Raw genomic sequence first — 13,038 nt, 5'->3', positions numbered from 1 at the left:
TAAATGTTGAGGAAATTTTAAATCTGTTTTAAAATACAAAAAACTTCTATTTGGTTTATCATTATCTAAAAAAATATTAACTTCACCTTCATAATTTAAATCATCACCCGTTATTATATTCATTAGTGTTGATTTACCAGAACCGTTTTCACCAATAAAAGCATGAAATTTATTAGAAAATAATTTTAAATTTATATTTTTTAATATTAATTTCTTTTTTACTGTTTTAAACACATTAGTAGTTTGAATTAAAACTTCTTTTTTCTCCATATATTTTTATTATATCAACATAACTATTTTTAATAAGAATTAAAACAATTTTAATGTATAAATTTCTCAATTTATTTACTGTGTTTAAGCTATTTGAAAAGATTTAATAGTTTTGAGTATTGAGTAATAAATAGTTTGATAGTTGAAAAAAATGTAAGACAACAATGTCCTACATTTAAAATAATAAATGATTCAAGTATTTTAGTTCTTGACAAAAATATAAAAATGTGTTCTAGCTTAGAAATTTCTGATGTAATTTTTGTTATTTTTGTTGTTATAACTTTCGTATTCTTAAAACTTATTTAAATTCTCTGATAATAATGAATAATTATTATTTGAAGACAAGGAATTTGTCGCATATTTTATAGAAATATAAATTCGTTTTATTAATTAATCTTTTTAATTTTGCAATTCATTTTTTTATGTTTATGATTCATTAATGTCAAAAAGTTTTATTGCAATTGGATTTTCTTCATCTTTAGAACCATTTTTTAGCACTAAATAAAATTTAAGATATATTGCATTATTTTCTTCAACAATATTTATTCCTTTTCAACTACCATTAGGTGTAAATAATGCAATCGAATTTTTTTTAGAATGTGTTTTAACATAATTGTTAACACTTTCCTTTACTTTTATAAAAGCAAATTGTTTTTTATCAATTGAAGCAACTCCATCTTTATTTTTATTAACTGTAACAAGATTATTATTTTTTACATAATTAATAAGTGTTTGTTTATCTTCTTCATTACCAACAAAAGTAAACAATGTTCCATCAAAAGCTGCTTTAGCAACGTCATTATTCATATATTCATGTGATAATGCTTGGACAACTTTTAATCCATCTAATTCATATGTTTTAGTTGCTTTTAATGAAGAATCATCTTTATAACTGAAATTAACAGTAACTGCTAATTTTCCCTCAGGGTTGTTTGGGGTTAATTCAATACTATCTACATGAATATTTACATCATCTAAAAGCAATTGATCATCAGAATTTAAAAGAATAAGATTATCTTTAACAATAGCTGATGGTGCTGTTTGATTTTTATCAATTTCATCGTTTATTTTTATTTTAGTCCCATCAACAATGGTTTGAAGAGGAAATTCAACTCTATTAAATCCAGTTATTTCAAATTCTTTTTCTGCATTTAAATTATTTTTAGTTAGCACTACTTTAACACTTGCTGTACCTAAATATTTATTAAAGCCTACTATGCTTTTTACAACATTGATAGATGAATCAAATGTATATTCAACATTATTTTTAAGAAATTTAACATTATTAACATCCAACATATCAGATGTAATATTTTTTTCTTCTACACTTAAATCAATTTCACTAAGTTTTTGATTTAATGAAGAAATTTTAAATCCTTCGATAGTTGTTTCAACTACATTTGAAGTTATTTCTTTATTATCAAATGAAGTTGAAAGTGTATATTTAACAAGCAAGGTTCCTTCATTATTATTTGGAACGATTTCAACAATATTTAAAGTTGTATTAGTTGGTACATTTTGGGTTTGTAATTCTGAAACTAGTGCATCATTAGCTTCTTTATTTTCTTTATTTGGATAACTAATTTCATTTTTATAATATTGAGCCAATTGGTTTAATTTACTTTGACTTATTAATACTAGCGGTCTAGCAATGGTTTTAGTTACCATTTTATTAATTCTTTTTTGACTATCATCTCTATCATATTTTCCAAGATAAAATTCAAGGAAAAATTTATCATTTATTGAATCATATTTTAAATTAACAAGATTTCTTTCTCCTTTTTCATAACTAGCTGAACGTGCTAACAATGTATTTCTTAATAATTGATTTGAATTTGTAAATAATGCAATTCTATCTTTCTCACCATATGCTTTGTCATAAATTTTAAAATCAACATAGTCAAAATACAATTCAACAGATGAATCTGCGCCAGCTGCAATTAATTCATTCTTTTTATTTTCAAGAATTTCTGCTACTTCAAAAGATTTCACAATATCATATTCTTTTACTTTTTCTAATTGATCAATAATTATATTTTTATCAGATGGATTAACATTAAGACGTAACTCTAAAGAATTTGACAAATTACCCTTTGTAACAGTGAAATTAACTAATCTAAAACCTTCATTTATTTCATCTTCTGTGGCATCTGCATTTACAAAATGATTATTAGAAACTACATAAGAGTTATCTAAATCAGTGCCGTTTTTTTGAATTTTAATCTTATCTAATTCAACATCTGTTGCATTCAATAGTGTAGCATCTCCATCATATGCTAATTGAAGTCCTTTTAAATAGTTGTTAAAATCTATTTGCTCTTGTGAAGGAACTTCAATAATTATATCCTTATCATTAGAAATAACATTTGTAAATAATGAATCGTAAAGATTAATTTTTAATCCAGCATGTGTTTCATCTTGTCTTACAAATTCTTTAACATTAACCATAATTCTACTATTTGTATAAATTACATTAAATGAGTTTATATCAATATTTTCTACATTTGTATTTAGTTCGATATTCACATTATTTAACTCGTTATTTAATGTATCAACAGTTAATGGTTCAATATAACCTGGAAATGTTAAATCTTTAACTTCTGATAAATTGTTTGAATCTAAATTATCAACAACTCTAAAACTAATCAAAATATCATTATTACTTTTTGTAATACTATTAAACAATTGAAAAGAAACTTTAGTAGTATCTACTCCTGTAATATTAAATGCATCTAACTGTAATTCGACTGCTTTATCTGCTGTGGTATGACTATCTTTTAACTCAATTTTAATAGCATTTAATAAATTTGTTAATTCTGTTGCTGAAAGAGTATTAACACTAGAAAAAGAAATTTCTACTTTTCTTTGCTCTGATGTATTTGTAACATCTTTTAAATCTTTAACTTTAAAAACAATAATCGCCTTGTCATTTTCTTTATAAATAGGCTTAACTAATTCAAACTCAACTTTTGAACTATCTAAATTATTAATATTAAATGCACTCATTTGTTTTGAAATAACATCGTCAATAGAATCAGTTGTAGACACTAATGAAAATGAAACCATATTCAATAAGTTATTTAATTCCTCCGCTGTAAGAACTTCAGTAGATGATTCTACTCTAAAATCATCAATTGTAGATTCTCAAATATCACTTATTACTTTTTGATCCTTTGTTTTAAGAACAAAACGAACAATAAGTTTTCCTTTTGAATCATCAGGTAATAATGATTTTACTTCAAGATCATATTTTGTTTTGTCAAAATTTGCAAAACTAATCTCGTTATTAGTAACTTCTGATGCTTTTCTTGCAGATTTATTCAGCACATCAGCATTAACTGATTTTACTGCTTTATCAATGTTTGCTTTTTCATCATCACCTTTCTTAGAATTGACGCATGACGCAATCAATGGTAATGTACTAAGTGAACTAAATGTTCCTAAGTACAAAACAACTTTTTTTAGTTTCATATTTTTTGCTTTAAACGAAATAATATATACATTTATGTATATGTTGATATTATAACTAAATAACTATTTATAAAACCATATAAAAAAATATTTTTTAGTATAAAATTGAAATCAAAATTTAGTTAACAAAATTATTTTTTGTATTTTACATATTTGTTAAAATATATTGTGCTATTTATAATTTAATAAATAGTATGGATAGGATGTGGATGAAAGGCCACACTTTAGGTTGGTTTTAGCGCTAAAATACAATTTATTAAATTTATGAAAGGAATTTAAATTATGGCAAAACAAGATTTTAACCGTAGTAAAGAACACGTTAACATTGGTACCATTGGACACGTTGACCACGGTAAAACAACATTAACAGCTGCTATTTCTACAGTTCTAGCTAAAAAAGGTTTAGCTGAAAAAAGAGATTACTCATCAATCGATAATGCACCAGAAGAAAAAGCTCGTGGTATAACAATTAACACAGCACATATCGAATATGAAACAGAAAAACGTCACTATGCACACGTTGACTGTCCAGGTCACGCTGACTACATTAAAAATATGATTACAGGTGCTGCTCAAATGGATGGTGCTATTCTAGTTGTTGCTGCAACAGATGGAGCTATGCCTCAAACACGTGAACACATTCTTTTATCAAAACAAGTTGGTGTTCCAAGAATGGTTGTTTTCTTAAACAAATGTGACATGCTTAAAGGTGCAGAAGAACAAGAAATGTTAGACTTAGTTGAAATGGAAGTTCGTGACTTATTAAGCAAATACGGATTTGATGGAGAAAATACACCTATTATTCGTGGTTCAGCTTTAGAAGCTATTAAAGGTACAGCAGAATACGAAGAAAAAATTATGGAATTAATGGATGCAGTAGATACATACATTGAAACACCAGTTAAAGAATTTGACAAACCATTCTTAATGGCTATTGAAGACGTTTTCACAATTACAGGACGTGGTACAGTTGCTACAGGACGTGTTGAACGTGGAAAATTAAACATTAATGAAGAAGTTGAAATTGTTGGATTAAAACCAACTAAAAAAACTGTTGTTACAGGTATGGAAATGTTCCGTAAAAACCTTAAAGAAGTTCAAGCAGGAGACAATGCTGGATTATTATTACGTGGAATTGAAAGATCACAAATTGAACGTGGACAAGTTCTTGCAAAACCAGGTTCAATCGTTCCTCACACAAAATTCCAAGCTGCTGTTTATGCTCTTTCTAAAGAAGAAGGTGGACGTCACACACCATTCTTTAAAAACTATAAACCTCAATTCTACTTCCGTACAACAGATGTTACAGGTGGAGTTGAATTCGAAGCCGGACGTGAAATGGTTACACCAGGTGAAAATGTTGACTTAACAGTTGAATTGATTTCACCAATCGCTGTTGAAGAAGGAACAAGATTCTCAATCCGTGAAGGTGGACGTACAGTTGGTTACGGTAATGTAACAAAAATCATTAAATAATTTATTTAATATGACTAAAAATGTAGGACAAATAGTCTTACATTTTTCTTTTATTTTTTAATAATGTAAAATAATAAATCAAAAACGGTATTTAACTATTAATGATAAAATTAATTAGAAAATATTTATAAAGGAATAATTATGAAATTTATAACTAAAAATGAAAATGAAGTATTAGATGTTGCAAAATATGTTTTAGATAATTTAACACCTAGCAAAATTATTTTACTTAATGGAGATTTAGGAGCAGGTAAGACAACACTTGTCAAAAAAATAGCTAAAATATTGCAAATTAAAGATATCATTACATCACCAACATTTAACTATATGAAAAATTATGATGGCCTAATCCATATTGATGCTTATCACCTAAATGGTGACTTAAGTGAATTTGAAGATTACTATGAACAAAATGTTGTTTGTATAGAATGACCAGAAAAAATCGAACATAATTATTCTAACTATCTCAAAATTAACATTATAGTAGACGTAAATAATAATCATATTTATAACATTAAAGAGGTGAAATAATGAAGTTATATTTAGATACAGCGAACAATGATTTTGTTGTTGCAATATTTGATAATAGTTTTAAACTAATTAAGAGTATTATTCTGAAAAATTACACAAAAAAGGTTCAATTGATTCCTAAATATGTCGAACAATTATTAATTGATTGTAATTACAAGATAACTGATTTCGATTGTTTTTATACAAATTTAGGACCAGGTTTTTTTACAGGTGTTCGTATTTCTCTTGTATATTTAAGAACTTTATCTTTAATATTAAAAAACAATTTAAAAACAATTAGTACAATGCAAATTTTAAGTAAACAAAATCCACAACAAAAAAGTTTTTCTATAGATGCTAGAGGTGGTAAATATTACTACTATCAATGCAATAAGCAATTTTCTATTAACCAAATAACCTTAAAAAACGGCATGTTAGAAAAATATGATAAGGTAAATTATTATATTTTTCTAATTAATTTTAATAGTTATGAATCTCTTTTTCAAAAATATGATGATATTATGAATATTGAACCTTATTACATAAAAAAACCACAAATAGGAGTTAAAAAATAATGAAAATATTAGGTATTGAAACAAGTCATGATGACACTTCTATCTCACTATTAGAAAACGGTAAAATAGTAGAATTGCAAACAATAAGTCAAATCGATATATTTAAAGAATTTGGCGGAACAATTCCTGAAATTTCTTCACGAGAGCATGTTAAAAATATAAATATTATTCAAAAAATTTTTTTAAATAAATATGATTTAACAACAATTGATTATATTGCTTACACTGAGAAACCAGGATTAATTGGTACTTTACAAATTGGTTATTTATTTGCTAATGCTTTAAAACTTGCATTAAATAAGCCACTTATTCCAATAAATCATTTAGAGGGACATTTTTATTCTTGTGCTATTGAAAACAAAATTCAATATCCCTCACTATGTCTATTAGTTTCGGGAGGACATACGCAATTAATGTATATTGAAAATCCCTTTCAAATAAAAATAATTGGTCAAACACTTGATGATGCAGTGGGTGAAGCCTTCGATAAGATTGGCAGTAAATTAAATTTAGGTTTTCCAGGCGGACCAATTATTGATAAAATGTATCAAATGTATAACGGTGAATATATTAAATTAACTGAACCTCATACAGATAATGAATTAGATTTTTCTTTTAGTGGATTAAAATCTCAAGTTATTAATATTTATAATAATTCTCTACAAAAAAAACAAGAAATTGACAAAATCAAATTAGCTTGTAGTTTCCAAGAATGCGCAATTAGTTATTTAATAAACAAAGTTAAAGCAGCAATGAATAAATATAAATTTGAATCATTAGTTTTAGCAGGTGGTGTGAGCGCTAATCATGAATTAAGAGAAAGATTTTTAAAATTAAGTTCTAAAGCTATTGTTCCAAATTTAAAATATTCAACCGATAATGGTGCAATGATAGCAATGTGTGCTTACCATCAATTGATGTATAAAAAAAATAAATAATATAACATCTATTAAGTATTTAATAACTTATATTTAATATTAAAATTAATTTATATATAATATATAAAAATAAAATACTTATATTTAAGGAGAAATTATGGCTTATAAAAAACCAGAAATTACAAATAAAATAGTTCGTAGCATAGGAAAAATTGCCGAAACCTCAGGGGGCTATACAAAAGAATTAAATCTTGTTTCATGAAATAATGGAGAACCAAAATATGATATTCGTGATTGAAGTGAAGATCATGCTCGTTCTAGTAAAGGTATTACATTAAACAAAGATGAATTAATTGAATTAAAAAAATTATTGGATGAAGAACTTGCTTAAATATCAATTTAATAATCAAATAAACCTTGCAAAAGGTTTTTTGCTTTTGTTTTTAAGGGGTATAAATGATTAAAAAAGCTACTAAAAAAGATATTCCATTCATGCTGCAATTACTAAGAAAAGAACCATTAAAAAATTTATTTTTAATTGGCGATATTGAACAATTTGGACATAAAAATAAGTTCATGACTACTTTTATTAACAAAGATCAAAATGAAGTAACATCTGTTATTTTAATTTATGGTCAAACTTTATTATTTTATGATCCATTTAATAAAATAGAATGAACAACAATTTGGGAATTTATTTTAAAAAATGAAATTAAAAATATAAATGTGAGCGAAGAAGAATATAACAAATTTGCTAGTAACTTTAAACTTTTAGAACAAAGTGAATGAAAAATTCATAAACAAACTGTAGCTGTTTTAAATCACAAATATGATGGAGATACTTCTAAAGTTCAAAAAGCTACTTTGAATGATGTAAATAATATTGTTAATAGTCTGATGACAATTAAAGAACTTAAAGAATTCAGAGTGTCTAAAGAAAAAGAAATTGAAATATGTCACAATGGTATATTATTAAATATTTCACATCCCTTTATTATAAAAAATGATGATAATGAAGTAATAGCTCATGCAAAATTACACGCATCAACAAAAGATGCTGGAATGATTGGTGGAGTGTTTTGTATAAATAAATATAGAAGAAAAGGCTATGCTACTCAGGTTACTGGTGCATTATGTAACTATATTATTGACATGAATATAAAACCTATTTTGTTTTTTGATAATCCTAATGCAGCAAAAATGTACTATAAAATTGGTTTTGAAGATATAGGTAAAGTTTTTACAATTAGTAAACAAAATATTAAGGAGAAAAATGCTTAATTTTTTAGAAAATAGAATACAAAAGTCAATTGCTAAAATGACGAAAAAAACAATGGTAAATGAAGAAGATATTTTAGAAGTTACAAGAGATATAAAAATGGCACTTCTTGAAGCGGATGTCAATTTAAAAGTTGTTAAAGAATTTATTGCCAATGTTAAACAAAAAGCTCTTGAAAGTCATTTGGTTGGTTCATTAAACGCAAGTCAACAAATGATTAAAATTGTTCATAATGAACTAAAAGACATTTTGGGAAATGAAGTTAAACAAATTGAAATTAATTCTAAACCATACATCATTATGATGTCAGGATTGCAAGGTAGTGGTAAAACAACAGCATGTGCAAAATTAGCATATTATTTTAGAAAAAAACATTTTATTAAAAAACCATTAGTTGTAGCAGCTGATATCTATAGACCTGCAGCAGTACAACAATTAGTAACTTTAGCAAAAAGTATTCAAATTGATTACTTCGAAAAAGGCATAAGTGATTCAGCGCAAAATATTGTAAAAGAATCTCTAGAATATGCAAAAGAAAATGAAAATGACTTAATAATCATTGATACTGCTGGTCGTTTGTCTATTGATGAAAAATTAATGAACGAATTATTAGACTTTAAAAAAATAGCACACCCACAAGAAATATTTTTTGTTGCTGATGCTTTAAGTGGCCAAGATATAATAAATGTAGCTCAGACTTTTAATGATAAATTAAAATTGACAGGAAGTATTATTACTAAATTAGATTCTGATGCTCGTGGTGGTGCTGCACTAAGTATCACTAAAGTATTAAACTTACCTATTAGATTCATTGGTACAGGGGAAAAAGTTTCTAATTTAGATTTGTTCTATCCTGATAGAATGGCAGATCGTATTCTAGGTATGGGTGATGTCATGAGTTTAATAGAAAAAGCTGAAGAAATTTATGACCCTGATATGGCTAATAATATGGTGGCAAAGATTCTAAAGGGTAATTTCACTCTTGATGATTTAATGAGTAATTTAGCACAAATGAAAAAAATGGGAAAAATGAGCAAAATAATAAAAATGATTCCTGGTTTATCAAATAAAATAAGTCAAGAAAAAATTGAAGAAGCTGAAGTTAAAATGTATTCATATGAAATTTTAATTAGTTCAATGACTAAAAAAGAACGTCAAAATCCTAAATTATTAAAACAAGCCGAAAGAAAACAAAGAATTATTAAGGGAAGTGGCCGAAGTGCTTTTGAATATAATCGTTTAATTAACGATTTTGAACAAATGTCAAAAAATATGAACGAAATGGCTAAAAAAATCAAAAGCGGAAACCTTGGTGATTTAAATAAATTAGGCTTCGGTGGTGGCCTATAAAAATGAAGACTGGTTTTTTCAGTGTGTATGGAAATCATTTGGATTTTTCTAAAGGATCAATTTCATACATTATTTATTTTGTGTTTTTAACACTAACAATATTAACAACTTTACTAATTGCCATATTTCATAGATTTATTAGACAAAGATATTATTTTTATGACAAAAATAAATTAGGTATATCGAGAATAGTAATGCTTCAAATTGTTGGAGTAATTACATTACTATTTATTCTTACTAGAATTGTTTTACAAATAACTATAAAAATGCCTAAATATTGAGAAATTATTCCTTTTCAATTTTGCCGTTTTATATTATGTGCTTTAGCAATAATGTTAATTTTTAAAAAAATAGAGTGAATAAAATATTTTGGTTTTTTAGGTATTGTAGGTGCTTATATTGCTTTATTTACAAGTAGTTTGCATTATTCATTAGGAAAAGCTCCAAAAACTTTTGTAATCGGATTAGATAATTTTTATTATTACGATTATTTATTCGCTCATATTTATATAGTGATTTTATCAAGTTTTTTACTTTCTATTAATAAATCTAAAACCACTTTTAAGGACACACTTATTACAATTGGAATTTTTACAATCGCTATATTAATAGCAGCATTAGTAAATTATTTATTAAAAAATCATCCAGAATCATGAAGAAGTAATTATTTCTTCTTAAAACAAGATAAAACAGGAGATAGACAAAATTCACTTTTAGGTATATTGACAGATTTTCCTTATAGTACTATAACATTTATAATTTTAGGAACAATGTCCATAATATTGTGGACCACATTACAAATGTTATTTGACAAAATTTATTTTAATTATGATTCAATTAACAAAAAATTCATTTTTAAAACTCAACAGTCATTTAATTGACAAATATACAAACAATCATTTAATTTAAAACAAAAAGACTATGATAAATTAAAAAAATTTTCCTATAAAGAATAGAACTTAGATTTTTTCTAAGTTTTTTTATAATAAAAATTAATAAGACATTTTAATATCTAAATTTGTTGCTAAATAATTAAAGAAATTTAGATATTAAATATAAATAATTTATTTTTAATTAAGAAATTATAAATCAAAAAAATATTTTTAATTTACATCTGAATTTATAGGTAAATATTATTATCAATATTTTCATTTTAGTAATATAATCAATTTATGTTATTTCTTCATAACATAGTTTTTGTGTTTTTTTATTAAAAAAACATCTAAATAGGAGTTAGATGCAATTTAAAGATAAGAAAAAGATTTATTTTATTTTTTATATTTACACTTGTTTAATTTGTATCTTATGCTTTTGTTTTTTTTATTATTTAAAATTAAGTTTATTTTTGGGTTTTATTATAGGATCAATGATATCTCATCTATCTTTTGAAACAAGAGAATCAATTGTTAATTATTCGCTAAATACTGCTAATAAAAATAAAGCCTTTTTTTTAACAACAATAAGCTGGTTTATTTTCTTAACTATTATCATATTATTAACTATCTTATTTTTGTTGATAAATACTTATAGTAAAAATTATTTTAATATTAAAAAACTAGACATAGGATTATATCCAATAAATATAATTTCATTTATTTTTGGCTTATCTAGCTTTCGTTTAGCAATATATTTTTATTATGTCTTAAAAAAAATTAAGTGAAAGGAGGCTTAAATGGATAAACTTTTAAGTAATTTGTGAGAATGAAATCAACCACAATTACTTTCCCTTGTTGTAACATTATTAATTTGTTTGATTTTGTCATTAACCACTTATATAATGATAAAGAAATACTCCCAACCTGATAAAGCACCCAAAGGTTTTGTGCTTATAATGGAAGGTTATGTTCAAGCAATTGATAGTATGTATAATGAATCAACAGGTGGCAAAATGCCGTCTGCACGAATTTATATATTAGGGCTTGCAACATTTTTACTAATTGGTAACTTATTAGGATTAATTGGTTTAGAACCAGTAGTTACATCTTATTCAGTTCCATTTACGTTAGCACTAATAAGTTGGCTTGGAATTTATGTAGTAGGACTTTTATATCAAAGATTTAGATTTTTTAAAAGATATTTAAATCCTATTGAATCAATTGGGCAATTTGCGCCGTTAATTTCATTGAGCTTCCGTATTTTCGGAAACATTATTGGTGGTTCAACCATTTTATTCTTAATTTATTACTTTTTTGGTTGAATATGAACTTTATTACCAGGTCAAGCAAATAATGCATGATATTTATTCGCTGTTCCAATAACGCCAATACTACATATGTATTTTGATATGTTTGGAGCAGTTATCCAAGCTTTAGTATTTACAACATTAACAACAATTTATTGATCTAGAGAAACTGAAGAAGAAACAAAAAAATCAAAAAAAATATTAAAAACTCAAACAAATACTTACTAATAATAAGTATAAGAAAGGACGAATTATGGATTTAGGAAAAGGATTAGTTGCCATTGGAGCCGGAATTGCTATGTTAGGAGGCTTTGGAGTTGGATTAGGACAAGGTTTTGCTGCTGGAAAAGCTGCAGAAGCAGTAGGTCGTAATCCTGAAGCAGCAAGTAAAGTACGTTCAATGATGCTTATTGGACAAGGTGTTTCAGAATCTGCAGCAATTTATTCATTAGTTATTTCAATTCTACTCATTTTTGCATTTAAATAATGATTAACAACATTTCAAACATAAAAGTAAATTACAGTAAATCACCATCATTATCCGAAACAATTTCAGAAAAATTTAATAAAATTTTTCCAAGTATTCCAATGATGATTTCGACACTAATAGCACTTATTTTAGTGATATTAATTTTACATTTTTTACTTTATAAACCTCTTAAAAAAGCTATTAAGGCTCGTCAAGACTATATTCAAAATAACCTAGATGAAGCAAAAAAAACTAATGATTTATCAAAAAACAAAATTAATGAGGCAAATCAAAAATTAGTTGATGCTCATCAACAAGCTAAAACAATAATTATAGATGCAAAAGCGCAAGCAGAAAAAGTTGCTAACCAATATACAACTAATGCAAAAAACGAATCTAAAAGAATTTTAGAAGAAGCAAACATAGTTATAAATCAACAACGTGAAGCATTACTTGAAGATTCGAAAAATCAAATTGCAAAAGCTGCTGCGGAATTATCTCGTCAAATTCTTAAAAAAGAAGTATCAAAAAGAACTGAAAACCAAATTATTGATAACTTCTTAAAAGAAAAAGATTAA

Annotated in this window: 14 protein-coding genes; 12 read left to right on the top strand and 2 right to left on the bottom strand. The window is 25.5% G+C overall.

Going from position 1 to position 13,038, the window contains the following annotated elements; genetic code table 4:
- On the bottom strand, positions 1–270 hold a 270-nt coding region (locus tag T388_RS0103595; RefSeq protein ID WP_027120929.1), incomplete at its 3' end, for an ATP-binding cassette domain-containing protein.
- Positions 271–363: 93 nt separating this feature from the next.
- Here T388_RS0103595 and T388_RS03910 point away from each other — a divergent pair.
- Positions 364–576, top strand: coding sequence for a hypothetical protein (locus T388_RS03910; protein ID WP_156930255.1), 213 nt, complete (start codon positions 364–366; stop codon positions 574–576).
- 120 nt (positions 577–696) lie between these two features.
- Here T388_RS03910 and T388_RS0103585 read toward each other — a convergent pair whose 3' ends face one another.
- Positions 697–3,741 carry a lipoprotein 17-related variable surface protein gene (locus T388_RS0103585; protein ID WP_027120928.1) on the bottom strand — a complete coding sequence of 1,015 codons (3,045 nt, stop codon included), beginning with the start codon at positions 3,739–3,741 and terminating at the stop codon, positions 697–699.
- A gap of 282 nt (positions 3,742–4,023) precedes the next feature.
- Here T388_RS0103585 and tuf point away from each other — a divergent pair, with 282 nt between their 5' ends.
- The 11 genes from tuf to atpF all read left to right on the top strand — a co-directional run bounded on the left by tuf (position 4,024) and on the right by atpF (position 13,038).
- A complete protein-coding gene (gene tuf / locus T388_RS0103580) occupies positions 4,024–5,217 on the top strand; it encodes an elongation factor Tu (RefSeq protein WP_027120927.1) in 1,194 nt (397 codons plus the stop codon).
- A 141-nt stretch (positions 5,218–5,358) separates the two neighbouring features.
- Positions 5,359–5,748, top strand: a complete 390-nt coding sequence (tsaE, locus tag T388_RS0103575; RefSeq protein ID WP_027120926.1) for a tRNA (adenosine(37)-N6)-threonylcarbamoyltransferase complex ATPase subunit type 1 TsaE — start codon at positions 5,359–5,361, stop codon at positions 5,746–5,748.
- On the top strand, positions 5,748–6,302 hold the full coding sequence (tsaB, locus tag T388_RS0103570; protein ID WP_027120925.1) for a tRNA (adenosine(37)-N6)-threonylcarbamoyltransferase complex dimerization subunit type 1 TsaB: 555 nt from the start codon (positions 5,748–5,750) through the stop codon (positions 6,300–6,302). Before tsaE ends, tsaB begins: the two co-directional genes overlap by 1 nt.
- On the top strand, positions 6,302–7,240 hold the full coding sequence (gene tsaD / locus T388_RS0103565) for a tRNA (adenosine(37)-N6)-threonylcarbamoyltransferase complex transferase subunit TsaD (protein ID WP_027120924.1): 939 nt from the start codon (positions 6,302–6,304) through the stop codon (positions 7,238–7,240). The genes tsaB and tsaD overlap by 1 nt, the downstream gene beginning before the upstream one ends.
- A 97-nt stretch (positions 7,241–7,337) precedes the next feature.
- Positions 7,338–7,571: a YdbC family protein gene (locus T388_RS0103560; RefSeq protein WP_027120923.1), complete on the top strand. Its 234-nt coding sequence runs from the start codon at positions 7,338–7,340 to the stop codon at positions 7,569–7,571.
- Positions 7,572–7,636: 65 nt separating this feature from the next.
- A complete protein-coding gene (locus T388_RS0103555) occupies positions 7,637–8,461 on the top strand; it encodes a GNAT family N-acetyltransferase (RefSeq protein WP_027120922.1) in 825 nt (274 codons plus the stop codon).
- Positions 8,454–9,809 carry a signal recognition particle protein gene (gene ffh / locus T388_RS0103550; RefSeq protein ID WP_027120921.1) on the top strand — a complete coding sequence of 452 codons (1,356 nt, stop codon included), beginning with the start codon at positions 8,454–8,456 and terminating at the stop codon, positions 9,807–9,809. Before T388_RS0103555 ends, ffh begins: the two co-directional genes overlap by 8 nt.
- 2 nt (positions 9,810–9,811) lie before the next feature.
- The gene (locus tag T388_RS0103545) at positions 9,812–10,765 is read left to right on the top strand and encodes a YwaF family protein (protein WP_084489768.1); all 954 of its coding nucleotides are present in this window, start codon (positions 9,812–9,814) and stop codon (positions 10,763–10,765) included.
- 716 nt (positions 10,766–11,481) lie between these two features.
- Entirely contained in the window at positions 11,482–12,219 is a 738-nt protein-coding gene (locus T388_RS0103535) for a F0F1 ATP synthase subunit A (RefSeq protein WP_027120918.1), read from the top strand.
- Positions 12,220–12,250: 31 nt separating this feature from the next.
- On the top strand, positions 12,251–12,478 hold the full coding sequence (atpE, locus tag T388_RS0103530) for an ATP synthase F0 subunit C (RefSeq protein WP_027120917.1): 228 nt from the start codon (positions 12,251–12,253) through the stop codon (positions 12,476–12,478).
- The gene (gene atpF / locus T388_RS0103525; protein WP_051586212.1) at positions 12,478–13,038 is read left to right on the top strand and encodes a F0F1 ATP synthase subunit B; all 561 of its coding nucleotides are present in this window, start codon (positions 12,478–12,480) and stop codon (positions 13,036–13,038) included. The genes atpE and atpF overlap by 1 nt, the downstream gene beginning before the upstream one ends.

This window comes from Mycoplasmopsis lipofaciens ATCC 35015 (genome assembly GCF_000686585.1).
GTDB lineage: Bacteria > Bacillota_I > Bacilli_A > Mycoplasmatales > Metamycoplasmataceae > Mycoplasmopsis > Mycoplasmopsis lipofaciens.
Note: the sequence above shows the minus strand (reverse complement) of the source record. Positions and strands in the feature narration are given on the sequence as shown.